At 33.4% G+C, this 22904-nt stretch carries 28 protein-coding genes and 3 tRNA genes; 7 read left to right on the forward strand and 24 right to left on the reverse strand.

The features are described from left to right. Positions 1 to 35 precede the first annotated feature (35 nt). Positions 36 to 434 (reverse strand): hypothetical protein, encoded by a 399-nt coding sequence (locus tag AC6CH4_RS23160; RefSeq protein WP_498107211.1) that lies wholly within the window; start codon positions 432 to 434, stop codon positions 36 to 38. Between the two features lie 7 nt (positions 435 to 441). Beyond that, complete coding sequence (locus AC6CH4_RS23165; RefSeq protein ID WP_498107213.1) at positions 442 to 1320, reverse strand: protease complex subunit PrcB family protein; 879 nt, start codon at positions 1318 to 1320, stop codon at positions 442 to 444. Positions 1321 to 1502: 182 nt separating this feature from the next. Between AC6CH4_RS23165 and AC6CH4_RS23170 the strand changes: the two genes are divergently transcribed. The 4 genes from AC6CH4_RS23170 to AC6CH4_RS23185 all read left to right on the forward strand — a co-directional run bounded on the left by AC6CH4_RS23170 (position 1503) and on the right by AC6CH4_RS23185 (position 4685). Continuing rightward, positions 1503 to 2876, forward strand: coding sequence for a DNA recombination protein RmuC (locus AC6CH4_RS23170; RefSeq protein ID WP_498107215.1), 1374 nt, complete (start codon positions 1503 to 1505; stop codon positions 2874 to 2876). A gap of 33 nt (positions 2877 to 2909) precedes the next feature. Then, on the forward strand, positions 2910 to 3458 hold the full coding sequence (locus AC6CH4_RS23175) for an acyl-CoA thioesterase (RefSeq protein WP_498107217.1): 549 nt from the start codon (positions 2910 to 2912) through the stop codon (positions 3456 to 3458). 30 nt (positions 3459 to 3488) lie between these two features. Next, positions 3489 to 3881 carry a VOC family protein gene (locus tag AC6CH4_RS23180; protein ID WP_498107219.1) on the forward strand — a complete coding sequence of 131 codons (393 nt, stop codon included), beginning with the start codon at positions 3489 to 3491 and terminating at the stop codon, positions 3879 to 3881. 234 nt (positions 3882 to 4115) lie between these two features. Beyond that, on the forward strand, positions 4116 to 4685 hold the full coding sequence (locus tag AC6CH4_RS23185; RefSeq protein WP_498107221.1) for a YceI family protein: 570 nt from the start codon (positions 4116 to 4118) through the stop codon (positions 4683 to 4685). Positions 4686 to 4687: 2 nt separating this feature from the next. Here AC6CH4_RS23185 and AC6CH4_RS23190 read toward each other — a convergent pair whose 3' ends face one another. After that, a complete protein-coding gene (locus AC6CH4_RS23190; RefSeq protein ID WP_498107223.1) occupies positions 4688 to 5599 on the reverse strand; it encodes a TIGR01777 family oxidoreductase in 912 nt (303 codons plus the stop codon). A 96-nt stretch (positions 5600 to 5695) separates the two neighbouring features. Between AC6CH4_RS23190 and AC6CH4_RS23195 the strand changes: the two genes are divergently transcribed. Together AC6CH4_RS23195 and AC6CH4_RS23200 are read left to right on the forward strand one after the other, a co-directional pair. Beyond that, a complete protein-coding gene (locus AC6CH4_RS23195) occupies positions 5696 to 6358 on the forward strand; it encodes a TetR family transcriptional regulator C-terminal domain-containing protein (RefSeq protein ID WP_498107225.1) in 663 nt (220 codons plus the stop codon). Further along, on the forward strand, positions 6355 to 7659 hold the full coding sequence (locus tag AC6CH4_RS23200; protein ID WP_498107227.1) for an ABC1 kinase family protein: 1305 nt from the start codon (positions 6355 to 6357) through the stop codon (positions 7657 to 7659). Before AC6CH4_RS23195 ends, AC6CH4_RS23200 begins: the two co-directional genes overlap by 4 nt. A gap of 265 nt (positions 7660 to 7924) precedes the next feature. On the opposite strand, the gene AC6CH4_RS23205 is transcribed toward AC6CH4_RS23200, so the two are convergent. The 19 genes from AC6CH4_RS23205 to AC6CH4_RS23295 all read right to left on the reverse strand — a co-directional run bounded on the left by AC6CH4_RS23205 (position 7925) and on the right by AC6CH4_RS23295 (position 21155). Further along, a complete protein-coding gene (locus tag AC6CH4_RS23205) occupies positions 7925 to 9220 on the reverse strand; it encodes a cryptochrome/photolyase family protein (RefSeq protein WP_498107229.1) in 1296 nt (431 codons plus the stop codon). A gap of 49 nt (positions 9221 to 9269) precedes the next feature. Next, on the reverse strand, positions 9270 to 9755 hold the full coding sequence (locus tag AC6CH4_RS23210) for an SRPBCC family protein (RefSeq protein ID WP_498107231.1): 486 nt from the start codon (positions 9753 to 9755) through the stop codon (positions 9270 to 9272). A gap of 9 nt (positions 9756 to 9764) precedes the next feature. After that, on the reverse strand, positions 9765 to 10205 hold the full coding sequence (locus AC6CH4_RS23215; RefSeq protein WP_498107233.1) for a sterol desaturase family protein: 441 nt from the start codon (positions 10203 to 10205) through the stop codon (positions 9765 to 9767). Positions 10206 to 10290: 85 nt separating this feature from the next. Then, a complete protein-coding gene (locus AC6CH4_RS23220) occupies positions 10291 to 11130 on the reverse strand; it encodes a phytoene/squalene synthase family protein (RefSeq protein ID WP_498107235.1) in 840 nt (279 codons plus the stop codon). A 4-nt stretch (positions 11131 to 11134) separates the two neighbouring features. Then, positions 11135 to 12601 (reverse strand): bifunctional phytoene desaturase/3,4-desaturase, encoded by a 1467-nt coding sequence (gene crtID / locus AC6CH4_RS23225; RefSeq protein ID WP_498107237.1) that lies wholly within the window; start codon positions 12599 to 12601, stop codon positions 11135 to 11137. 37 nt (positions 12602 to 12638) lie between these two features. After that, positions 12639 to 13538, reverse strand: coding sequence for a MerR family transcriptional regulator (locus tag AC6CH4_RS23230; RefSeq protein ID WP_498107239.1), 900 nt, complete (start codon positions 13536 to 13538; stop codon positions 12639 to 12641). A gap of 75 nt (positions 13539 to 13613) precedes the next feature. Beyond that, positions 13614 to 14573, reverse strand: coding sequence for an ion channel (locus AC6CH4_RS23235; protein WP_498107241.1), 960 nt, complete (start codon positions 14571 to 14573; stop codon positions 13614 to 13616). 130 nt (positions 14574 to 14703) lie between these two features. Beyond that, a complete protein-coding gene (locus tag AC6CH4_RS23240; protein ID WP_498107243.1) occupies positions 14704 to 15204 on the reverse strand; it encodes a tetratricopeptide repeat protein in 501 nt (166 codons plus the stop codon). Between the two features lie 102 nt (positions 15205 to 15306). Continuing rightward, positions 15307 to 16089: a hypothetical protein gene (locus AC6CH4_RS23245; protein WP_498107245.1), complete on the reverse strand. Its 783-nt coding sequence runs from the start codon at positions 16087 to 16089 to the stop codon at positions 15307 to 15309. A gap of 183 nt (positions 16090 to 16272) precedes the next feature. Next, positions 16273 to 16833 carry a DUF4256 domain-containing protein gene (locus AC6CH4_RS23250; protein ID WP_498107247.1) on the reverse strand — a complete coding sequence of 187 codons (561 nt, stop codon included), beginning with the start codon at positions 16831 to 16833 and terminating at the stop codon, positions 16273 to 16275. A 15-nt stretch (positions 16834 to 16848) separates the two neighbouring features. Then, complete coding sequence (locus AC6CH4_RS23255) at positions 16849 to 17514, reverse strand: DNA alkylation repair protein (RefSeq protein WP_498107249.1); 666 nt, start codon at positions 17512 to 17514, stop codon at positions 16849 to 16851. Positions 17515 to 17543: 29 nt separating this feature from the next. Further along, on the reverse strand, positions 17544 to 18119 hold the full coding sequence (locus AC6CH4_RS23260) for a YdeI/OmpD-associated family protein (protein ID WP_498107251.1): 576 nt from the start codon (positions 18117 to 18119) through the stop codon (positions 17544 to 17546). A 17-nt stretch (positions 18120 to 18136) separates the two neighbouring features. Continuing rightward, the gene (locus AC6CH4_RS23265) at positions 18137 to 18514 is read right to left on the reverse strand and encodes a DoxX family protein (RefSeq protein WP_498107253.1); all 378 of its coding nucleotides are present in this window, start codon (positions 18512 to 18514) and stop codon (positions 18137 to 18139) included. Positions 18515 to 18520: 6 nt separating this feature from the next. Beyond that, on the reverse strand, positions 18521 to 18988 hold the full coding sequence (locus tag AC6CH4_RS23270) for an SRPBCC family protein (RefSeq protein ID WP_498107255.1): 468 nt from the start codon (positions 18986 to 18988) through the stop codon (positions 18521 to 18523). A 6-nt stretch (positions 18989 to 18994) separates the two neighbouring features. Then, a complete protein-coding gene (locus AC6CH4_RS23275) occupies positions 18995 to 19318 on the reverse strand; it encodes an ArsR/SmtB family transcription factor (protein ID WP_498107257.1) in 324 nt (107 codons plus the stop codon). A 336-nt stretch (positions 19319 to 19654) separates the two neighbouring features. Next, complete coding sequence (locus AC6CH4_RS23280) at positions 19655 to 20473, reverse strand: lysophospholipid acyltransferase family protein (protein ID WP_498107259.1); 819 nt, start codon at positions 20471 to 20473, stop codon at positions 19655 to 19657. A 369-nt stretch (positions 20474 to 20842) separates the two neighbouring features. Next, positions 20843 to 20925, reverse strand: a tRNA-Leu gene (locus tag AC6CH4_RS23285). A 44-nt stretch (positions 20926 to 20969) separates the two neighbouring features. Next, positions 20970 to 21042, reverse strand: a tRNA-Lys gene (locus AC6CH4_RS23290). Positions 21043 to 21082: 40 nt separating this feature from the next. Continuing rightward, positions 21083 to 21155, reverse strand: a tRNA-Lys gene (locus AC6CH4_RS23295). 126 nt (positions 21156 to 21281) lie between these two features. Here AC6CH4_RS23295 and AC6CH4_RS23300 point away from each other — a divergent pair. Next, the gene (locus tag AC6CH4_RS23300; protein ID WP_498107261.1) at positions 21282 to 21800 is read left to right on the forward strand and encodes a shikimate kinase; all 519 of its coding nucleotides are present in this window, start codon (positions 21282 to 21284) and stop codon (positions 21798 to 21800) included. On the opposite strand, the gene AC6CH4_RS23305 is transcribed toward AC6CH4_RS23300, so the two are convergent. Together AC6CH4_RS23305 and AC6CH4_RS23310 are read right to left on the reverse strand one after the other, a co-directional pair. Then, positions 21792 to 22292, reverse strand: coding sequence for a phosphoribosyltransferase family protein (locus AC6CH4_RS23305; RefSeq protein ID WP_498107263.1), 501 nt, complete (start codon positions 22290 to 22292; stop codon positions 21792 to 21794). The genes AC6CH4_RS23300 and AC6CH4_RS23305 overlap by 9 nt on opposite strands. Positions 22293 to 22499: 207 nt before the next feature. Continuing rightward, entirely contained in the window at positions 22500 to 22889 is a 390-nt protein-coding gene (locus tag AC6CH4_RS23310; protein ID WP_498107265.1) for an RNA-binding S4 domain-containing protein, read from the reverse strand. Between the last annotated feature and the right edge of the window lie 15 nt (positions 22890 to 22904).

Here is a 22904-nt window from a genome sequence, read left to right on the forward strand (position 1 = left end):
GGTTTTGCAAAAATAGTTTTAATAAACGTAAAAAACTATCTTTTATAAATACTACGAGTAGCATCCTGGTTATTACTAACGATTGTTAAGTTTTGATTATCAACATTTTCTATGATATAGGTTTTGCCTTCAAAGGTAATCAGGTCATGCTCTGAATGGTCAAAAAATCCAATACCTTTTTCTATTTGGTAGGCACTGTTTCTAATTTCTACATCATTTTTATACGTGATCACTCTCCCTTCCGGAGTAAAAATAATTTTCTTGTTGAAACCGCTGGTCTTTGGAGTCGCTACGTAAGGATTACTTGATCCTCCCATTGATTTTTCCCAAATCCAGGTGTTTATAATAGAACCCGCAAAAAAACTTTTTGTCTCTAGTGAATACGCTGCGGTGAAAAGACCAAATACAATAAAAAATAAAAAATGTTTTTTCATAATCTGATTATTTTAAACTTGTGATTTTATCCTGAATAGCTTTTTTGAAAAGTTTAACCTCTGTACTCTGATCTGCTGTGTCGGCGTTGTCGATATAAATTTTGGTAACAACAGCTCCCTGAGTAAACTCAAAATAGATTCCGCCCTGATCAGCTGAGTCTGGCGTTCCGTATGTTTTAGTTTGCCCTTTTAAGTTTAAAATTTCAGTTGGTATGCTTTTCGAAAAGGTAGTGTACTCGTCTCTTTTTGTAGTAGTACTATATGTATATTGGCTAAAATCATAATTACCTGCTACTACATTTTGAAATTTCTGAATATTGTAATTGTTTAGCTGAAAGAATTTTTGACAATCTGCACCTGTACATTTACTATTAAAACTTCCAATTACGATGTTGTCAGAGCTCTCTGTTGTTCTGTTAAAAATAATAGGTTTTACAGTTTTAGGAATCAAAATAAAATCTGACGGATAAGTTGGTGCAGATGATAAAGTTTCGCCATTTTGCGGGCTTTTTTCGTAAAAGTTAATTACAATCTGACAATTATTTTCTACAATACTCGTAATTTTTATAGCATAACCACTTGTAGGTTTTGCTCCTCCAAAAATTCCCACTAAGAATTTTTGAGTAAAATCGATATTAGGATCACTTGCAACAGTACAAGTGTTTTCGTGTTTGGTAAAGTAGTACTCCATTTTTTCAGTTGAGTTTACTACGATGGCAGCAGGATTAGTAGGTAAACTTTTGACAGCGTAATTGCATAAAAGTGGAAATCCTGTAAAAGCTACTTCTGTGTTTGTTCCACAATCTACATTATTCATGTCATCATTACTAAGAGAGCAGGCACTAATTCCAAAAGCTATAAACAAGCTTAACATTAATTTTTTCATTGGTAATATTTTAATAGGTTATATTTAGTAGATGTGTTTTATTGAAAATGGTTGCGTGCAGAAATATTTTTTTTATAAGAATGTTTATTTAATTTGAGATCGGTAATAATTCGTGAAATTTTAATTTTAAAAATTAAGTACTACGTATTATTGCGTACTTTTACGTAAAAAAGAACTTAGTTATGTTTGATTTTCTTCCGTTTTTATTGGCTTTTGTTGTGGCTTTATTTCTGGGGATTTACTTAGGAAGAATACTATTTTCGGCTAAATTTCAATCAGAGAAGGTGAGTTTAGAGGAAAGATTAAATGCCAATATCAATCAATTCCAATTGCAGAAAGAGCAATTTGAAAATGAAAAAAGAAATTTTGAGAAAGCACTACAATTAAATAATGTAGAAAAAGAAAGCATCAGAACTGAAAAAGATAGTCTGGCTATCCAGCTTTCTAAAAAAGAAGTAGATTTTGAAAATTTATGGGAACGACATAAAGAACAAAAAGCGGAGATTACAGAACTTCAGGAAAAATTCACCAAAGAATTTGAAAATTTAGCAAATAAAATCCTTGAAGAAAAGTCGGCCAAGTTTACGGAACAGAACAGCGAGAACATGAAAAATATCTTGTTGCCATTGCAGGATAAAATTCATGGATTTGAGCAAAAAGTAGAACAAACACACAAAGAAAGCATCGATTATCACGCGGCTTTACGCCAGCAGATTGTGGGATTAAGTGAAATGAACGCCCAAATGAGCAAAGAAACGTTAAACCTGACCAAAGCATTAAAAGGTGACAGTAAAATGCAGGGTAATTGGGGCGAATTGGTATTAGAACGTGTTTTAGAAAAATCAGGTTTAGAAAAAGGACGCGAATACGAAGTACAACAAAGTTTTACAAACAGTGAAGGAACGCGTGTTTTTCCTGATGTTGTAATCAATTTACCCGACGGCAAAAAAATGATTGTCGATTCTAAAGTTTCTTTGGTAGCCTACGAAAAATGGATCAACGAAGAATCTGAAATCCTGAAAATTGATTATCTGAAAGAGCACGTCAATTCTATTAAAAGACACGTAGAACAACTCGGAAATAAAAATTATCATGATTTATATCAAATCGAAAGTCCTGATTTTGTTTTGCTTTTTATTCCAATAGAACCAGCTTTTGCGATTGCATTAAATGAAGACTCGGCCTTATACAATAAAGCATTTGATCGAAATATTGTAATTGTGACACCAAGTACTTTACTGGCGACTTTAAGAACAATCGATAGCATGTGGGCCAACCAAAAACAACAGGAAAATGCTTTTGAAATTGCCAGACAAGCAGGAGCTTTATACGATAAATTTGAAGGTTTTGTAGCCGATTTAGTTAGAATTGGAAACAAAATAAAAGACACTAAGAATGAGTACGACAGCGCCATGAATAAATTGGTAGAAGGAAAAGGAAACTTAATTTCGAGTGTCGAAAAATTAAAGAAAATGGGAGCAAAGGCTAAAAAGTCGCTTCCGGAAAATATTATCGCCAGAGCTTCAAATACAGATGATACTCAACTACTCAACTAAAACATTTGCCTACTTAATAATACCACAATTTATATGACTACAGATTTCAAACCCGTTTCTTCATCGAAAATAAGTATTTCCGAATTAATGTTGCCATCTCACACCAATTTCAGCGGAAAAATTCACGGAGGATATATTTTACAATTACTGGATCAGATTGCTTTTGCTTCAGCCTCAAAATTTTCCGGGAATTATTGTGTGACAGCATCCGTTGATACAGTGAATTTTTTAAAACCAATTGAGGTTGGAGAATTGGTTACCATGAAAGCCTCAGTTAATTATGTGGGAAGAAGTTCAATGGTTGTCGGTATTCGTGTTGAAGCAGAAAATATTCAGACAGGAGCTGTTAAACATTGTAACTCTTCGTATTTTACAATGGTGGCTAAAGATAAAGAGGGTAATAGTGTTCAGGTTCCGGGACTTATTTTATCTAATTTAGAAGAGGTTCGCCGTTTTAGAAAAGCAGTTAAACATAATGAAGCTAAAAAAGAATTTCAGGAACATGAAAAAATTGCAAAAGTAAATTCGATTGAAGATTTGGCAAGTTTAGATAAATATAATGTACTTTTAGAAATTAGTTAAAAGTAGAAGTTTAATTTAAATCAAATCAAAATGGTAAAGTTTGGATATACAATTTTATATGTAGAAAATGTAGAAGAGTCAATTGTATTTTATGAGAATGTATTTGGTTTTTCAAGAAAATTCATCGCACCAGGCAATGATTATGGTGAATTAATCACGGGGGAAACTACACTTTCGTTTGCATCAAAAAGTCTGGCTGCTCAGAACCTAAAAGATGGTTTTGTTGAAAGTAACTTAGAAAATAAACCTTTTGCAATTGAAATTGGTTTTATTACAGACGATGTTCCGGAGTTAGTACAAAAAGCCACTTCTTTTGGAGCGGTCCTGGTAAAAGAACCAACACAAAAACCATGGGGACAAGTTGTTGCCTATGTTAGGGATTTAGACGGATTTTTAGTGGAGATTTGTACTGAAGTGAAATAGTTAAAAAAGACATTTGACAACTAATATTTCACATTTCACAACAAAAAAACTTTTCACAAATATTTAGCATAATTCAGCAACTAATAGCCCAGAAATTTCGTAACTTTAAGTGTATAGATAAGTTACTATATTTTCACGGAGTATTGCCATTCGATTTTTATAAAATCTGGTTCCTTTTTTAGTTAATCCCACTAAAAAAAACCGAATGACATAATTGTTTAATTGCTGACGATTATGAAAAGAACTACATTATTAATCTTGCTTTTTTCAGCATTTTCCTTATTTGCTCAGGAAAAATTCACAACCAATACCGGAACTGTAAATTTTGAGGCTTCTGTGCCGTTATTTGAGGAAATAAAAGCTGTAAATAGATCTGTTGCGATTGTTTTGGAACCTAAAACAAGCGTTTTCATCTGTACTGTTATTGTTAAAGATTTTCGTTTTAAACTAGAATTGATGCAAGAACATTTTAACGACAATTATATGGAAAGTAATCGCTATCCTAAAGCGGTTTTTAAAGGTAAAATTGCCAAGTTTGATTTGAAAGATATCAATGAAATTGAAAAAGAATATACTATAAAGGGTAAATTGACCGTTCGCGGGAAATCGAAAGAAATTGAAGTGAAAGCTTTTTTGAAAAAAGTAAATGAAGGAATCCAGATTCATTCTGATTTTCCAATTGCATTTTCTGATTTTAATATTCAAATCCCTAATAGAATAGCCGAAAAAATTTCACAAACGGCTAATACTGATTTGATTGGAGTGATACGAAATGAAGATGCATTTCTTGTTACTTTAAAATAAAATTACGTCAAGCTAGTGGAGAGCGTTGCCTCAATATCTGTATATTGAAATTCAAAACCTGTTTTTTGTATTTTTTCAGAAGAAACTCTTTGCCCCTCCAGAACAGCAATGCTCATTTCACCTAATCCTAGTTTGATTAGAAACGCCGGTATATTTGGAAGCCAAATCGTATATCCGTACAGCTGCGCCAGAACTCTTGAAAGAGTTGCATTTGTTGTATTGTCTGTAATAGTGGCATTGTATGCACCCTGCATTTCAGTGTCTACTATTGCTTTTAAATAAATCTGGGATAAATCTTCTACATGAATCCAGGGTATATATTGTTTTCCGGAACCTAAAATGGCACCAAAGCCGGCTTTAAAACCTGGTGTTATCTTTTTAAGAAATCCTTCGTCTTTTCCCAGAACAATTCCTGTCCTTATTTTAACTGTCTTTATTCCTAGTGCAGTAATTTGATCGGCGGCAGCTTCCCATTTTTGGCAGGTTGTTCCTAAAAAGTCATTTGCCGCAGATGTGTTTTCGGTACAAATTTCCTGACTTGTAATGGCACCATAAATTCCAACTGCAGAGGCTGAAACAAAAGCATCTAAATTTTTATTGTTTTCTTTTAAAATAGAGAAGATAAGTTCGATAGGTTTGATACGGCTTTCCAAAATTGCTTTTTTGCGTCTTTTTGTCCAGCGTTTTTCTACAATTCCTTCTCCAGCTAAATGAATAATATAATCCGCATTTAGTATAGCTTCTTTGTCAATAAAATTATCTTTTAGATTCCATTTATAATAAGTAATTGATGGCGTATTCTTTCTTGGAGAACGGCTTAAAATAGACACCGAAAAACCACCGTCGATAAGTACATCCGTAAGATGTTTACCAATAAATCCAGTTCCTCCTGTGAGTAAAACATTCTTAGCCATTATATTATAATATATTTAACAGTGCATCTTGTTTAACGATAAGTAAAGGTACTTAAACATTGCTTACCTTTAGGGCAAATTCTAAATTTAAATGAAATGGCGACTAAAAAGAAGATAATCAGCAAAGAAGATATCGTTTCAATGTACATGAATGAAGTTTTAGAAAAAGGACAAAAACCAAAATCAGTTTATCATTTTGCAAAAGAAAATGATTTTACAGAAGCGGAATTTTATACTTTTTTTGGAACGCTTGAAGGTTTGGAAAAAGAGATTTTCAGGCTCTTTTTTGTCAATACAATTGATGTACTTCATAAAAATTCAGATTATCAGGAATATGATATGAAGAATAAAATGTTGAGTTTTTATTTCACTTTCTTCGAGGTTTTGACAGCCAATAGAAGTTACGTTTTACAATCGCTGAAACTTGACAGAAATCCATTAAAAAATTTAGTGCAACTGACTTCTCTTCGTGAATCGTTTAAAGGATATGTTGCTGAAATCCTGACGGATGATTACAGACTGGAACAGGAGAAATTTCAAAAATTCCAGGAAAAAGGAATTCAGGAATCAGCGTGGTTGCAATTGATGATGACAATAAAATTCTGGATGGACGATGAATCTGCTGCTTTTGAGAAAACAGATATTTTTATCGAAAAATCAGTTAATGCTTCATTTGAATTAATGAATGTTGCACCATTAAATCATTTGATAGATTTTGGAAAATTTCTATTCAAAGAAAAAATATACACCAAACAATGAAAACAATCGATTATATACCAACATCAAAAATAGAAAGAGCGGGAAAATTGGTGCAAACCGGAGCTAAAATAGGTGTAAATTATGTTAAACATTACGCCGAAAAAATGGTCAATCCAGATTTAACCAGAGATAAATTAAACGAAAATAATGCTGAAGATATTTATGACGGATTAAAAAGCTTAAAAGGAAGCGCACTAAAAGTCGCTCAGATGTTAAGCATGGACAAAAACTTTTTGCCTCAGGCATATGTCGAGAAATTCTCGTTATCGCAATTTTCTGTTCCGCCACTTTCAGCGCCGTTGGTTTTAAAAACGTTTAAAACGAATTTCGGGAAAACACCTTATGAAATCTTTGATGAATTCAATGCCAATTCTGTAAATGCAGCAAGTATTGGTCAGGTGCATTTGGCAAAGAAAAATGATAAAAAATTAGCGGTTAAAATTCAATATCCTGGCGTTGCAAATAGTATTTCATCAGATTTGGCCTTGGTAAAACCCATCGCAATCAGAATGTTTAATTTACAGGGAAAAGATTCTGATAAATATTTTAAGGAAGTTGAAGACAAACTGATTGAAGAAACCAATTATTTATTAGAATTACAACAAAGTCAGGAAGTTGTTGCTGCCTGCAGTAAAATCGAAAATATAATTTTCCCGAATTATTATCCTGAGTTTTCGTCAGAGAAAATCATAACGATGGACTGGATGACCGGAATTCATCTTTCTGAGTTTACGGCTAAAAATACAGATCAGGAAGTAGAAGATAAAATTGGTCAGGCGCTTTGGGATTTTTATATGTATCAGATTCATGTTTTGCGAAAAGTGCATGCAGATCCGCATCCGGGAAATTTTTTGGTGAACGATCAGAATCAATTAATTGCATTGGATTTTGGTTGTATGAAACAAATTCCGAATGAGTTTTACGAGCCTTATTTCGAGCTAATCAACAAAAATGTAATCACTGATCAAAAGCTTTTCAATCAGAAATTATTTGAATTAGAAATTCTTCGCCCGGATGATTCACCTTCAGAAATTGAATATTTTACGGATATGTTTCATGATTTGTTGTCGCTTTTCACAAAACCATTCCAAAACGAAACTTTCGATTTTTCCGATGAAACTTTTTTCGAAAGCATTGCTAAATTAGGAGAACGTTTCTCAAACGATACCAATCTCAAAAAAATGAACGGAAATCGCGGTTCTAAGCACTTTATTTATATGAACCGTACTTTCTTTGGTTTGTACAATTTAATGTTTGATTTGAAAGCAAAGATTGTTGTTGAGAATTTTAAGAAATATTAAAAAAAAAAAGTTTTTTTGTTTCAGGTTTCAAGTTTCAGCGTGGTTTGTACAGGATGGCGATTGTTCATAATCACTTTGCGAACCTTGCGTAGAATCATTGTGAACTTTGCGGTTAATTTAACGCAAAGTTCGCGAAGATTTTTGAGCCATGTGTTTACAATTGTCTGTATTAAGTTCGCAAAGCTTTGCGAATACAACTTTGCGGCCTTTGCGTAAACCCTTTGCGAGCTTTGCGGTTAAACCTGAAACTTGAAACAAAAGAAACTTATTTCAAAATTCCTGCTTTATAAGTTGCAATAGCTCTATCTCTAGCAAAAGCATGATCAATCATTGGTTCATTATATCCCAAATCAAATTCAGGAATCCATTTTCGAATGTAAATTCCTTTTTCGTCAAATTTCTTTTGTTGAATTTCTGGATTAAAAACCCTGAAATAGGGTGCAGCATCACAACCTGTTCCGGCGGCCCATTGCCAGTTTCCAACGTTGGATGCCAATTCAAAATCTAATAATTTTTCTGCAAAATAAGCTTCGCCCCATTGCCAGTTTATGAGTAAATGTTTGCATAAAAAACTCGCTACAATCATACGAACACGATTATGCATATAGCCGGTTTCATTAAGTTGTCGCATTCCGGCATCGACAATTGGATACCCTGTCGTTCCGGAACACCAGCGTTTAAAATCGTCTTCGTTATTACGCCATTGAATGCCATCGTAAGCCGATTTGAAATTGTGATTCACTACATTCGGAAAACTAAATAAGATCTGAATAAAAAACTCTCTCCAGATTAATTCACTCAAAAAAGTTTGATTTTTTCGATTTGCCCAATTCACTAATTTGCGGATACTAACAGTTCCAAAACGTAAATGAGGTGAAAGATAAGAAGTACTGTCTAAAGCAGGAAAATCCCGGGTCTCTTTGTAATTGGCGATCTGTGTTAAATTGTGAGGAAGCACTTTTATTGCACTTCTTTCAAAACCAATTTCATTTAATTCCGGAAAATTAAATTGATTTTTAGCAAAATTTTCTAATAGAGGTTTTGCATCATATTCAGAAGCTTGTCCGGAAAGATGATATTTCTCGAGCCATTTATTTTTGTACGGTGTGTAAATGGTATAGGGAAGCCCATCTGCTTTTGTAATTTCTTTTTCTTCAAAAATCACGTGGTCTTTGAATGAAAGGGATTTGATATTGTTTTCTTTTAATAAGGAAGAAATAGTTAAATCACGTTTAATAGCAAAAGGCTCATAGTCTTTATTGAAGAAAACTTGCTGAATATTATATTCGTCTAAAAGTGATTTCCAGACTTCTATAGTATTTCCTTTTTTGATTAAAATCGAAGAATCAATTGTATGAAGCTGTTCGTTTATTTTTTGAAGCGAATCATAAATAAAACTTACCCTCGCATCATTTTTAGGGAGATTTTCCAGAATATCATCATCAAAAATAAATAATGGAATGACGGGAAAGTCTGATTGTAAGGCATGAAATAATCCGGTATTGTCTTCTAAACGCAAATCACGCCTAAACCAGAAAAAGGTAACTTTTTGTTTTGCCATTTTTAATCTTTACTGAAGAAATATTTTTTGTTTCTATGTATTTAAATTATTAATCGGTTTTATTTTCAACTAATACTTTTGAGTTGAATAGTTCTTCAATTTTATTGTGACGGTAATTGAAAATCGTTTTTAGTTTGCTTCTTACAACAAGACTATTCATTAGTCGGCCTAAATACCCTAACGGTAGGGCGTAATGTACGATGTCAGTCATTTTTGTTCCATCTTCTGTTGGTTCAAAAAAATGTTTATGGTGCCATAAGGCGTAGGGACCAAAACGCTGTTCGTCTATGAAATATCGATTTTCTTTGCAAACAGTAATGATCGTAACCCAATTAATTTTGATGCCTAAAAGAGGTTTTAAAGTATACGTAATAATTTGCCCGGGATACATTCGTTTACCATCAAAATCTTGGATTTCAAAACTCATATTATCAAGTGTTATGGTTTGAAGATTTTTGGGGCTTGAAAAAAAATCCCAACATTCTTCGACACTGGCATTGACATGTTGAACGGTTTCTATTTTGTATACTTTCATAAAATCAATTTACATTTTATAATATTTAAAAGGAACAAATAACATTCCGAAACATTCTCCTTCTTCTTTTCCTAAATGTTTATGGTGAATTTTATGCGCTTTTCTTAAGCCGATGAGGTACTTGTTTTTGGTGTTTTTAAACCATTTAAAACGCTGATGAATCAATACATCATGAATTAAAAAATAACACACGCCATATAAAGTTACACCACAGGCAATGAAAAACAAATAATTGAATCCGCCCTGAACGCCAAAATAAAAAAGAATAATACTCGGAACGGCAAAAATGACAAAGAAAATATCATTGCGTTCAAAAGTATGATCGTATTTGGGTTGGTGATGATCTGCATGAAAGTACCACATTAATCCGTGCATCACGTATTTGTGCGTAAGCCAGGTAACGCATTCCATAAAGAGAAAAACACCTAAAAAGATTAAGAAAGAAATCATTTTTGTATTTGTTGAAATATTAAAGTTGCAATAAAAATGAATGAAAATTTAGCTTAAAAATATAAAAGATTAACGCTATAAATTATCAGACTAGTTTTAGCTTGTAAGTTACAAAAGATTGGGCTAAAAGCCCGGCTTTTGTGTAATTTGAAACTCTGATTCTCGAATTTCCAATTTCATAATAAGGCGTGTTTTTTAGTTTTTTAAGTAGCTTTTTATAATAAATATAAGCAGTATAAACGCCAAATTTTGCTTCGATTGGAAGTTTTACAATTCCCTGATAAGCAATTCTAAAATCTTCTTCAATTTCATTGATGATTGCTGTTTTTGCATTTTCATCAAAAGATTTCAAATCAACTCCGGGAAAATAATTTCGATTTAAAACTAAGTTGTCCTCTTTTAAATCCCTAAGGAAATTCACTTTCTGAAAAGCCGAACCCAATCGCATTGCTTCATTTTTAAGCTGTTCGTATTTTTTTTTATTTCCTTTAACAAAAACCTTTAAACACATTAAACCGACTACATCTGCAGAACCGTAAATGTAATCTTCGTATTCAGTTTGTGTGTTGTAAGTTGATTTTACAAGGTCAAGTTTCATGCTTTTTAAAAAGTCCTGAACTAAATCGTCGGTAATATTATATTGTTTTACCGTATGCTGAAAGGAGTTGAGAATAGGATTTAGGCTTATGCCCAATTGCATTGCTTTGTAATATTCTTTTTCAAAATCATTGATGAGGTTTTCTTTGTCGTACTCGTGAAAAGAATCGACGATTTCATCTGCAAATCGAACAAAACCATAGATACTGTAAATGCCATCTCTAATACTTGGTGAAAGCATTTTTACGGCAAGCGAAAAAGAAGTACTGTAGCTTTGGGTAACCAATTTGCTGCATTTTATAGAAACGGCGTCGAATAGTGATTTCATTTTTTTACGATCTTAGAGATTTATGAATTAACTCAGCTACTAATTTTCCTGAAATTAAGGCAGGAGGAACTCCCGGACCAGGAACGGTCAATTGTCCTGTAAAATATAAATTACGAACTTTTTTGCTTTTTAGTTTTGGCCTTAAAAAAGCAGTTTGTAAAAGTGTGTTGGCCATTCCGTAGGCATTTCCTTTGTATGCGTTATAATCTCTTACAAAGTCATTTTTGCAAAAGGATCTTTTAAATATAATAGTATTTCTAATTTCTTGCTGTGTAAGCTGCTCAAAACGAGTAATGATTTTTTCAAAATATTCTTCGCGAAGTTCTTCGGTATCTTTGATTCCCGGTGCTAGCGGAATAAGAAAAAATCCGCTTTCCATTCCTTCCGGAGCGGCGGTTTTATCTGTTTTTGATGGGAAATTGGCGTAAAATAAAGGTTCGTCAGGCCATTTTGGTTCATCGTAAATATCTGCGGCGTGTTGGTTGAAATCTACATCAAAAAATAAAGCATGATGTGTACTATTTTCTATTTTTTTATTGAAACCAACAAAAAACAAAAGAGAAGAAGGTGCAAAAATACGGCTTTCCCAATATTTTTCTGAATAACTGCGATGCATTTCATCGAGTAAACTTTCAGTATGCTGATAATCGGCACCACTTAAAATAATATCGACTTTTATTGTTTTTCCGTTTATTATAATTCCGGTTGCTGTTCTATCTTCAACTATTATTTTTTCAATAGATGAATTAGTTTCAATTGTAACTCCTAGTTCAATTGCCAGTTTTTCGATACCGCGAACCACATCAAACATTCCGGTTTTCGGATGCCAGGTTCCTAATCCAAAATCGGCATAATTCATAAAATTATAAAAGGAAGGCGTGTTAGACGGTTTAGCACCCAGAAATAGAACTGGAAATTCCAGAATCTGAATTAGCCTCGGATTTTTGAATTTCTTTCTAATATCAGTGCTTACATTGCTAAAAAACTGATTTAATTTTAAAGCAGTTTGCGGAGTGATTAATTCTAATGGAGAAACACCAGGGCGATAAACCAGATCTTTAATTGCAATATCATAATTGCTTTTGGCCTGATTAATAAAAGCTTGTAATTTAGATCCGCTTCCTTTTTCAATGCCTTCAAAAGTGGCTTTTATTTCCTCAAGATTATCATAAATATTGATAAAATCATTTACGTCAAAATAAACCCTATAAGCGGGATTTAGTTTGATGAGCTTGTAATAATCAGTTGTTTTTTTGTTGAAATCAGAAAAGAAACGTTCAAATACATCCGGCATCCAATACCAGCTTGGACCCATGTCAAAGGTAAAACCGTCTTTTTTAAATTGTCTTGCCCTTCCACCAATAGATTCGTTTTTTTCATAAATAGTTACCTGGTTTCCTTGCTGTGCGAGGTAACATGAAGCGGCTAAAGAGGAGAAGCCTGAACCTATTATTGCGATAGTTTTTTTCATTTGTTTAACAAATGTACAAAAACTTTAAACAAAATAATTATATTCTTTCGAGAGTCTCGTCCATGCTATAAAAAAGTTTTATTCTTTCAGGTAAAACCGTTTCGTCAATGTGCTCAACCATATTACCCATAAGCCAGATTTCGTTGTTTTTTGCCAATAACTTTTGGCCCATTGATTTTACATATTGATTAATTACGCTGCGATCTGGCTGAATAGTCATAAAAGAAACAAACGTAATATTCTCAAAATATTTGGTAAGATCCTGTAAATTTTCAATTGGCATGCTTTCACCAAGATAAATGGTTTTGTATCCTTTCATCAGGATTTCATACTGTATGTATAATAATCCAATTTGATGAATTTCATTGAGAGGTAGCGAAAGAACAAATACGCGATCGGTTTTGGTAGGTTTTAATATTTGAAGGCTTTCTGTATAAATTAGAATCTTTTGTTTTATCAAATGACTCATGAAATGTTCATTGGCAGGAGTGATGGTTTCAGATTGCCATAATAATCCTAATTCTTTTAATAAAGGAAGAAAATGGTCTTTAAAAACTTCACTAAAGGTTTTTTCTGAAATAAGCCAGTCAAATGTGGTAAAGAATAATTCCTGATCAAAATTCATCATCGCCATCTTAAATGATGTAATGGCGTAATTCTGAGAATTCTTTTTTGAAATAATTTCACGCACTAGTTGCGGAATTTTCTCTTCAGGATAAGTAGCAATTTTAGATATTTTATAACCGTATTCGTGTAGTAAGGTTATATTTAAAAGCTTTTGTAAATTTTGTACATTATAAAGTCTGATGTTGGTATCAGTTCTCATGGGTTCAAGAATGTTATATCTTTTTTCCCAAATACGAATGGTATGCGCTTTTATTCCTGATAAATTTTCAAGGTCTTTTATGCTAAAAACGGTCTTTATGTTGTTTATCATTATTACTATTTTGGATGAACAAAAATAGAATAAAATCTGAGATTACATTTAAAACCTGATCAAAATGATAGATTATTAAAAGTTTGTAGTATCATACTGATTTAATTTGTCCAGATAGAGAATTGTTTTAGAGTTATCCTTACTTCTGTTGTACATTGTAACGAATTTTGCGCCATAAATAATCTCATTAAAAGTGTAAGATGTTCTGGCTGCTACAGTATTACTGTACATGTCATCGAAGGTTGTGATGAAAACCAAAATTTCGCCATGAATTCTTTTAAAATCTTCTTTGGTAAAATTATACAACGGACTGTTTTCTGTTATTGGATGAACTAATGTCCAGCTTAAAGATAATGCATTGATTGTGTCCAATTCTAAATCTAAAGTATAGAATTTGTTTGTTCTCTGTCCGTTTTCTTCGATGGTCATCCCGAGTGTTACTTTGGCTTTTGCATCTGTGAAATTGGTATTTTTAAAAGGTACAAGACGAATCATTAGTCCTTTACCTTCACCGTATGGAGAAATTAACGCATTATGAGAGAATTTTAAAAAAGCGGTAGGTTTGCTGAATCTTCCAAAGAATAAACCGGTTGCGATTGCAAAACTTAATAAACCAATTAAAGCTTCTGCGGCAGATAATGCGCTGGTTAAAAAACCACTTGGACTAATATGACCGTAACCCACTGTTGTAAAAGTTTGTGCGCTAAAAAAATAGGCTTGCCCAAATTGTTTAAGTATACTTTGCGATTGTTCTATTCCGTCGAGATGTTCAATTCCGATTCCGTAATAAAGTACTGCAAAAACAAAATTGATAGCAATATAGAACGTAAATAAAATAAGCATGAATTTCCAATTGGGCATGTCGATCATGGTATGGTACCAACTGATACGACGCAGGATATTCATTCCTTTTTTTTCGATATTTGGAGTTCCGTTTTTATTTACAAATCTACCGCCGTAACTGTTTGCATTGGTTCCGAATCCTGAATTTTTATCGGTTTGTATTTGGTTATTTGCTTTTTTGAGAAGTGCCATTCAAGGTTAGTTTTGCGGCAAATGTAAGGATATCTTTTATATGAAAATAGTTTTTGATTTTAAACAGAAAAGCAATCTGTAAAAGTGTTTTTTTACAGATTGCTTTTTAATATTAAGAACTTTTTTGTTTTTATCTACAAAAGGTTGCTTTGTTTTTTATGGCACTTTGACTGCCCAATTCAATAGCTTTAGAGAAGTCTTTGCAGCAGTTCTTTTTGTCTCCAATTTTGTTATACGCCAAACCTCTTAAATTGTAAGCGATATAATCTTTTGGGTTTAAATCGAGAGACGAAGTGCAATCTACGATGGCTTCCTTAAAGTTCATTAATTTGTAATTTACATTTGCTCTTCCGGTGTAAGCATCTGCATTCATGTCGTTTAATTCGATTGTTTTGCTAAAATCAGCAAGTGCACCTTTTAAATCGTTGAGTTTGAATTTTGCAACGCCCCGGTTTTGGTAGGCTTCAACAAACTTTGGATTCATACCAATGGCTTTGGTGTAATCGGTGATAGCACCTTTTGTGTTGCCGGCTTCGGCTTTTTTCATGGCTTTGTCAAAATAAGCCGTTGCAGATTGTGCCCACATTGAGCAGCTGATCATAATAAATGATAAGAGTAATAATCGTTTCATAAACCAATTTGGGATTAGTTAGTAGGTTAATTTATTCTGAAACGAATTTATGAAAGTTTTATTTTGTAAGAGAAATTCTTTTGTGAAATAATCGTGATTAATTTAAAAAGTTATTTTTTTCTCTGTTCCCAGTAAATATAGAATTACTCCAGGACCAGATTTAACCCTGTCTATCTGCCAATTATAAGTTTCTGAATGATGTAAATCTTTTACCAGATTTTTCATTTCTTCGACAGAATAAGTTCGTAAAGAAGAGACTATGCCATCCCACAAAACAAAAAGCGGAACAATCGGAATTAAATAAGTAAAAATAATTCGCCCGATTTTGAAAGGTCTAATAAATGGAGTGGTTAATAAAACGCTGATTGGCGAAAAGATCATAGCCAGTATACTTGGAAAACTTCTTTCCTGAGCTTCAAAAATGGCAATTGGAGCTTTTGAATTAATAGCGTTTTGCAGAATTTGTCTGGCATCGTTTGGTTTGAAATGATGCAGGGAAAGAAATTGTGTTCGAAGCCCTTTTAGTTCTAGTGGAACATTTCGTGCATCAACAGGTTTGCTGTAATATTCAAAATTATCCGATTGTTTTTTGGTGTACGCAAAAGCAGGAATGTTTGGATAATAATCAGTTAAAATAATTTTCAGATCTGGGATTTCTTTTTTGAGTTCTCGATTTAGCCAGATAAGCCCGCCGCCACCGCCAGAAGCAAGATCAATTATCGTTGTTGAATTATTTGATTTTAATACATCTTCGATTAAAGGAGTAATAGGTTTGTACATTCCGGTTTTGTTGGAAAGGAACTGTAGAAAGTCGGTTACATAGTTTCTTAAAAAATCGGGAAACCATTTTTGGTCTTCAAATTCGAATAATTGTATTCTTCCCATAAATATTGCTTTTAAATATTTGTAATGGATTATGAAGTGAAATTTACAAAATATATTTCAAAATGTCTTATGAAAATGAGCCCCCTAGCCCAGACAGCCCCTAAGTTTCGGGAGGCATCTTTTATGTCCGCCGCGGCGGACATAAAAGATACAGTGGATGGCTGAGATTAGCTTCTAAAAAAACTAAACCTTTAAACAACCACGAAAACCTCTGGCTGCATAATAAGATTCGGCACCATTATGATAAACAAAAGTTCTGTCGTAACGAAAATCAGAAAATAAAGCACCGCCCAGTTTGCGAACATCAGGAGTTGTGGCGATCCAGCTTGAAGTTTTGGTGTCAAAATTTCCTAATTCCTGTAATGCCCTATATTGTTCTTCGGTCAGGATTTCGATACCCATTTCCTCAGCCATATCGATGGCGCTATTTTTAGGTTTGTGCTCTTTTCGCGAATCCAGCGCTTTACGGTCATAACAAAGGCTTCTGCGTCCTTTTGGACTTTCGGCCACGCAATCGTAAAAAATGTATTCGTTTGTGTTTTTGTCATAACCCACAACATCAGGTTCGCCGTCGGTTTTTTCCATTTCAAGAAGTGACCAGAGTTTTTCGGGATTTGCTTCTAATCTCTCTTGTACTTTACTCCATTCAATATCGGCATGGCGTGTTTTGTTTTTTTCAAAACGCGTTTTCAGGATGCTGATGATTTCCTCCTGATGTTCTGGTGTTATTTTGTTTTTGCTCATGATGTTTTTATTTGTTTATTCTTGTCTGCGAACCATTTCGTTAATCCAGATTGGCGCAAAAGGAGAGGTGCAGCCTTTTGAAGTTGGGTAATCTCTATAAATTCCTAATTTTTCTCCAATACTCAGAGCTCGCTCACGATACTCAGGATGATTAATTCCGATTTGTGCCAAAGTGCTATTCATTGTCCATTGTACTTCTGAGGCTGCATTAGGCATTTCGTTTTCTATTCGATCAAGAAGAGTAGGAATATCAACTAATTCAGGATTACGGGTTACGCATCCGCTGGTAAGGCTCCAGGCAGCACGTGCCTGCATGACATCTGACGAATGCATCCATTTTTGGCGTAAAGTTTCTTTGTCAGCGTATTCTTTTATGACATAAGAATAAAACCAATCGGCAATGTGAGTGAATTTTTCTGAAGAAACTATTTTGGCAATCTCGTCATTTGAAAGCTTTTTTGGATCGATAAGTAAAGCGGCTAAAAATCGGGCTTCAACATTTCCGGTATCCCAAAGTTGTAATGCTAATTCATGGTTGGTTTTTATCTTTTTTGCGATGTTTCGTATGTCGCCCATTTTAACGCCAAACTGATTATCTCCTGCGCCACGTTTCTTATTTTGGGCACGCATTTTTTCGTCGCCTAATGCTTCAAGTTGTGCTACTATTTCTTTTGCCTTCATCTTGATTTCGTTTTGTATTGTAAAGATAATTAATCATTTAATCCTTTTCCTTCAAGAATTTGTGGAATAGCTTTTTCAACCCTTGCTTCGCGGGTTTTGACTTGTTTTGGCTGAGAAAAATGTAGCAGATAAGCTCTTTGGCGGCCAGGCGTTAAGGCTTCGAAAGCTTTTTTTAGTTTAAAATCTTCATCTAATTGCTTTTGAAATTCTTCAGAAACCGGAAAATCTGCGGTCTTTTTTAATTCAACCTTTAAACCTGCTTTTTCTATTTCAATCGCTTCGAAGATGTAGGCTTTTAAAATGCTTTTTTGCTCTGTAATTTCTTTAAGATTCGTAAATCTAATTTGTCTCGCTGCCTGAACATTCTCAGATTGCTGAATCAGGATTCCTTCTGTATCTTTTAATAAAGCGCCTTTAAAAAATAGAAAGGCGCAATACTCTTTAAAATCGTGTATTAAAATGATATTCTTTTTTTGGTGCGTATAACATGGAGTGCCCCATTTTAATTCTTCGGTAAGTTGACAATCAAGTGCAATCTTTCTTAGTTGTTCCAATTCTTCTTGCCACTTTTTGTCTTTAAAATAAAAATCAACTTTAGGATTCATTTTGATTATTTTTACGATTAAACCGAAATTGTTTTTCTATCCGCAGGTCTAAAATACCACGAAAGAACAGTTAAAACAAGTAATAAAGTTGGACCAAAATAAGCAATGGCTTGGTCTCCCTTGGCAAAGTGTGATAAAAGGGCACCAGACATCGCGAAGAAAAAACCAGCATAAGCCCATTCTTTTAGTAACGGGAATTTTGGAATTAGTATTGCAATAACGCCTAACAATTTCCAAACCCCTAATATGACCATAAAGTAAAGCGGATAGCCTAAATGTGCCATCATATCTACTTCTTCTTTTATTTGTAATATTTGCACTATTCCTGTTGCTGTCATTCCTAATGCCAGCCAAAGTGTGGCAACCCAGTATATAATTTTGTTTCTCTTTGTCATGATATTTTATTTTAATTTATTTACTATTTCTTGAAGTCTGTTGTGTGCCATATTGATGCCTTGTTTAAAAGGAAGCTGTAGCATTTGATCTCTAAGTGCATTTGATTTATAAACAACTTGCATAGTCAGTTTGCTGGTGTTTTCTGTGAGTGCTTCAAATTCCAAAAACTCCAATTGAACTGCAAACGGTGAATTTTCCATTTCAAATGTTCTGGTAATTTTTTGGTTTGGAATAAACTCGTGAATGACACCATTCATCTGTACTACTACATTTCCATTAGGGTCGATGGTCTCAAAATGATAACCGCCGTGTTTTTTGTTTTCCAGTTTTAATACTTTGGTTCCCATCCATTGTTCTACAATTCCGGGTTCGATATAAGCTTTGAAGAGTAGTGAAACAGGTAAATCGAAATCTCTTGTAATGACGAGTTCCTGTTTTCCGTCTTCGGCATTTATTTTTGTTTTTAATTCCATGTTGGTTTAGTTTTCTGGTTTATAGTTTTTCATTATATCTTCAAGTTTATTAAATCTGTCATCCCACATTTTTCTGAAAGGCTCAATGAACTCGGCAACTTCTCTCATTCTTTCTGCGTTTATAGTGTAATGTACTTCCCGGCCGTTTTGTGTTTGCTGAAGTAATTCACATTCGGTTAGGATTTTTAAATGTTTTGAAACGGTTGGTCTTGCTGTGTCAAAATTGGATGCTATCGCCCCGGCTGTCATCGAATGCGAAGTTACCAAAAGTAATATAGCTCTTCTCGTCGGATCGGCTATGGCCTGAAATACATCTCGTCTTAAATTCATTATGAAGTTATTTGGCTACAAATATATGTGTAGTTATTTAACTACGCAAATATTTTGAGATATTTTTTTTTGTAATTAATTGTAAATGAGGGATAGATGTAGTTAGGGCTACGTTTGTAAAAAAGATTGAAAACAGAAAAATGATTGTTTATGCGGTTTGAAATAAAAAAAGTACCAGGGAAAACATTTTTCCTGGTACTTTTCGTGATCATGATGGAGCAAAATTCGAACCTTTTGTTTTGAGATTTTCAGATTTTTAAGCGACTTGACAGAGGTGTGAAAAGAAAAATATTTGATTTTCACGGTTGTCATAAGTGCCAGATAAGCCTGAATCTCTTAATTATGTAATTGATTTTTGAGAGCGTACAGCTTGCTTCTAAGATTTTTTAACATTAGAGGATCAGAAACTTTACCTCTAACCCTGGTTAAAAAAATGGTTTCTCCAATAGTCATTTTTAGAGTATGTCCTTGCTTGTTAAATAATTCTGAAATCAGTTTTGAAGTTTGCAGCATCGGGTGAATTGATTTTAACATACTGAAGAAAAAACCATTATTTCCGTGAAAATATATAGGTAAAATAGGAACGTCTGCTTTGCAGATAATTTTTCCTACCACAGGATGCCACTCCGGATCTGTGATTTCACTGGTCTTAAAATTATAAGATGAAACTTCTCCAGCAGGAAATATTGCAACTGGAATACCTTCTGATAAAGCTTTGAGTGTCATTTTTAATCCAGTAATACTCGCAGAATTTTGCACATTTTCGAATGGATTTACCGCAATAATGCATTTTTCAAGATTTGGAATTTCCTTTAATAAAAAATTCCCCATATACATTGTGTCAGGACGTATTTTTGCGATTGTACTTAATAAGGCCAATGATTCGATACCTCCATAGGGGTGATTTGCAACAACTATAAAAGCTCCTTCACGAGGAATATTTAGTAATTCAGCAGCATCAAATTGGACTTTTACGCCAATTTTCATTAAGACATAATTAGCAAAATCTGCACCTTCAAGATTACCAGCTTCTTTTACAATAGTATTTAAATTGTCAATTTTCATTGCTCTCATTAAATAAGAGGATAATCCTGGGATAGGAATTTTAGAAAGGCCGGCAGCTTCAGAAAATTTTTCTTTAGATATCAATGTCATAATTATTATAGCTTATTAAAGGTTGAATGCGAAAACGAATAAAAAACCTAAAAGGAATGGAATCAGCAATGGGTTAATGTTTATTCGTGGAATTTTGTTATTATAATTTTATGACTTGAAAAAGAATTTGGAATTATTAAAAAAATTAAAAGGAGGGATGGTTAATCATATGTATTTTTTATTGCTATCATGGGTAAAGATACTCTGATTTTATATGTGAACATTGAATATGTAAATAAAACAACGTTGAAGGGCCAGAATATTTAATTGATACCTCGCTTTTGAACATGATTCTAAAATACTAAAGAAATTTCGAATCATAAAAAAAGCCTGAGAATCTATGTTCTCAGGCTTTTTATTTTTTTACAGTGACCATGGAGGGATTTGAACCCTCACGCCCTTGCGAGCACCACCCCCTCAAGATGGCGAGTCTACCGTTTCTCCACATGGCCTAAAATGAAAAAAGGTCAAGTAAAATAAATTACTCGACCTTTTGTGACCCGACTGGGGCTCGAACCCAGGACCCCATCATTAAAAGTGATGTGCTCTACCGACTGAGCTATCGAGTCATTGCTATCAAGAAACTTATGTTGTTAATCACATATTTTGTGACCCGACTGGGGCTCGAACCCAGGACCCCATCATTAAAAGTGATGTGCTCTACCGACTGAGCTATCGAGTCATTATGTTTCTTGAATGCGGGTGCAAATATAAGGAGTTTATTTTATTATTTGCAAGCATTTTTATTATAAATTTGTCTTTTTTTAACCAACGTCTACAACGCCCTAGTTTATAGGGTTTTATTAAAATGAAAAAAATCATCTTATTAGGATATATGGGTTGCGGAAAGTCAACAATTGCCCAAAATCTCTCAAAAAATATAAATATTACGTTTTTAGATTTAGATAATTGCATCGAAAAAAGAGCAAATTTGTCCATAAATGAAATTTTCGAACAACATGGAGAAATCTATTTTAGAAAATTAGAACACGAAATGTTTGTTGAATTACTTCAATCTTCAGAAAATAGCATTATCGGATTAGGTGGGGGAACTCCATGTTACGCTAATAATCATTTATTACTACAAAGAGATGATGTTACCTCTATTTATTTAAAAGCTTCTATAGAGACTTTATATAATAGATTAGTGCACAATAAAAGTAAACGTCCTTTAATTGCGAATATGAATGAAGAAGAAATGAAGGAATTTATTGCCAAGCATTTATTCGATCGCAGCTTTTATTACAACCATGCGCAACATAAAGTTGTGGTTGATGATAAAACGGTCGAAGAAACAGTTGAGGATATTGTCGCCTTATTAGCTTAAAAAGGCATAATCACCCTCTTTATCGTCAAAAACAACCTGGACATGCTCTAATAATGATGTAGAAAGAGAAATGCCTTTGAAATCGGCTTTTACAGGGTATTTTTTATGATTTCTGTCTACAAGTACTGCTGTTTTGAATTTCTTAAGCGGAACGTCTAAGAAATGACGAACAGCATATATTAAAGTTGTACCTGAGTTTAAGACATCATCAACTAATACTAAACCTTTATTTTGGTACTGTTCTTTAGTTAAAGAAGTCTGAATTGGCAGTTGCGGATTTTGTTTGTCGACTTTTACTTCACAGGTAGAAACCTTAAGTGTTGAGATATTGCTTAATGCCAAAGCAATTTTTTGGGCAAAAACAGATCCGTTAGAAGCGATTCCGGCAATCACAACTTCTTCTTCGTCAACAAAGGTCTCGTATATTTGATAGGCGATACGTTTTATTTTGTGTTCGATTTCCTGATTGGTTAAGATGATGTTTTTGCTCATGATTTTTTTTTTTTTTTGCTAAAGTACAAATTTTAAATTCCAATAAAAAAAATCCAAATTCCAATGTTTAAAAGGAAATTCTAAATTTCAAAATTAGAAGAAATTCCAAATTCCAATTGTGAGAATTGTTTTTGTTTGTAATTTAAATCAAAGTTTCGAATTATATAACAGTGGTTTTTGGAATTTGGGATTTGAAAGGTTTGGAATTTAATTTTCCTCATCTTCATCTATAATCTCATTCCCATATTCATCAATATCTCTACGATCTTTTTTAGTTGGTCTTCCTGCACCGGTTTTTCTATAGTGTTCTTTAGATAGTTTTAATAATTCTAAGTGAGCATAAGCCTCAGCTGGCGTTTCGTTTTTGCGATATATGTCAACCAATTTTGCGCCCACACGACTTTCAGGAATATCAAGTACAGTAATAATTTGTGTAATCTGATCTTTTCTAAAGGTAATTCGGTCTGTCGGAAAAACTTCTTTTGATGGCTTGGCAACCTGCCCATTTACAGTAATATGGTTCTTTTTGCATGCTTCAGTTACCATGTTTCGCGTCTTATAATAACGCACGCACCATAAGTATTTATCTATTCTCATAATTTTTCTAAAATC

The sequence above is a fragment of the Flavobacterium sp. GQ95 genome, assembly GCF_059758655.1.

Excerpts from the sequence above, each read along its gene's own strand:
- AC6CH4_RS23160 (WP_498107211.1), bottom strand. The coding sequence starts at position 434 with ATGAAAAAACATTTTTTATTTTTTATTGTATTTGGTCTTTTCACCGCA.
- AC6CH4_RS23165 (WP_498107213.1), bottom strand. The coding sequence starts at position 1,320 with ATGAAAAAATTAATGTTAAGCTTGTTTATAGCTTTTGGAATTAGTGCC.
- AC6CH4_RS23170 (WP_498107215.1), top strand. The coding sequence starts at position 1,503 with ATGTTTGATTTTCTTCCGTTTTTATTGGCTTTTGTTGTGGCTTTATTT.
- AC6CH4_RS23175 (WP_498107217.1), top strand. The coding sequence starts at position 2,910 with ATGACTACAGATTTCAAACCCGTTTCTTCATCGAAAATAAGTATTTCC.
- AC6CH4_RS23180 (WP_498107219.1), top strand. The coding sequence starts at position 3,489 with ATGGTAAAGTTTGGATATACAATTTTATATGTAGAAAATGTAGAAGAG.
- AC6CH4_RS23185 (WP_498107221.1), top strand. The coding sequence starts at position 4,116 with ATGAAAAGAACTACATTATTAATCTTGCTTTTTTCAGCATTTTCCTTA.
- AC6CH4_RS23190 (WP_498107223.1), bottom strand. The coding sequence starts at position 5,599 with ATGGCTAAGAATGTTTTACTCACAGGAGGAACTGGATTTATTGGTAAA.
- AC6CH4_RS23195 (WP_498107225.1), top strand. The coding sequence starts at position 5,696 with ATGGCGACTAAAAAGAAGATAATCAGCAAAGAAGATATCGTTTCAATG.
- AC6CH4_RS23200 (WP_498107227.1), top strand. The coding sequence starts at position 6,355 with ATGAAAACAATCGATTATATACCAACATCAAAAATAGAAAGAGCGGGA.
- AC6CH4_RS23205 (WP_498107229.1), bottom strand. The coding sequence starts at position 9,220 with ATGGCAAAACAAAAAGTTACCTTTTTCTGGTTTAGGCGTGATTTGCGT.
- AC6CH4_RS23210 (WP_498107231.1), bottom strand. The coding sequence starts at position 9,755 with ATGAAAGTATACAAAATAGAAACCGTTCAACATGTCAATGCCAGTGTC.
- AC6CH4_RS23215 (WP_498107233.1), bottom strand. The coding sequence starts at position 10,205 with ATGATTTCTTTCTTAATCTTTTTAGGTGTTTTTCTCTTTATGGAATGC.
- AC6CH4_RS23220 (WP_498107235.1), bottom strand. The coding sequence starts at position 11,130 with ATGAAATCACTATTCGACGCCGTTTCTATAAAATGCAGCAAATTGGTT.
- crtID (WP_498107237.1), bottom strand. The coding sequence starts at position 12,601 with ATGAAAAAAACTATCGCAATAATAGGTTCAGGCTTCTCCTCTTTAGCC.
- AC6CH4_RS23230 (WP_498107239.1), bottom strand. The coding sequence starts at position 13,538 with ATGATAAACAACATAAAGACCGTTTTTAGCATAAAAGACCTTGAAAAT.
- AC6CH4_RS23235 (WP_498107241.1), bottom strand. The coding sequence starts at position 14,573 with ATGGCACTTCTCAAAAAAGCAAATAACCAAATACAAACCGATAAAAAT.
- AC6CH4_RS23240 (WP_498107243.1), bottom strand. The coding sequence starts at position 15,204 with ATGAAACGATTATTACTCTTATCATTTATTATGATCAGCTGCTCAATG.
- AC6CH4_RS23245 (WP_498107245.1), bottom strand. The coding sequence starts at position 16,089 with ATGGGAAGAATACAATTATTCGAATTTGAAGACCAAAAATGGTTTCCC.
- AC6CH4_RS23250 (WP_498107247.1), bottom strand. The coding sequence starts at position 16,833 with ATGAGCAAAAACAAAATAACACCAGAACATCAGGAGGAAATCATCAGC.
- AC6CH4_RS23255 (WP_498107249.1), bottom strand. The coding sequence starts at position 17,514 with ATGAAGGCAAAAGAAATAGTAGCACAACTTGAAGCATTAGGCGACGAA.
- AC6CH4_RS23260 (WP_498107251.1), bottom strand. The coding sequence starts at position 18,119 with ATGAATCCTAAAGTTGATTTTTATTTTAAAGACAAAAAGTGGCAAGAA.
- AC6CH4_RS23265 (WP_498107253.1), bottom strand. The coding sequence starts at position 18,514 with ATGACAAAGAGAAACAAAATTATATACTGGGTTGCCACACTTTGGCTG.
- AC6CH4_RS23270 (WP_498107255.1), bottom strand. The coding sequence starts at position 18,988 with ATGGAATTAAAAACAAAAATAAATGCCGAAGACGGAAAACAGGAACTC.
- AC6CH4_RS23275 (WP_498107257.1), bottom strand. The coding sequence starts at position 19,318 with ATGAATTTAAGACGAGATGTATTTCAGGCCATAGCCGATCCGACGAGA.
- AC6CH4_RS23280 (WP_498107259.1), bottom strand. The coding sequence starts at position 20,473 with ATGACATTGATATCTAAAGAAAAATTTTCTGAAGCTGCCGGCCTTTCT.
- AC6CH4_RS23300 (WP_498107261.1), top strand. The coding sequence starts at position 21,282 with ATGAAAAAAATCATCTTATTAGGATATATGGGTTGCGGAAAGTCAACA.
- AC6CH4_RS23305 (WP_498107263.1), bottom strand. The coding sequence starts at position 22,292 with ATGAGCAAAAACATCATCTTAACCAATCAGGAAATCGAACACAAAATA.
- AC6CH4_RS23310 (WP_498107265.1), bottom strand. The coding sequence starts at position 22,889 with ATGAGAATAGATAAATACTTATGGTGCGTGCGTTATTATAAGACGCGA.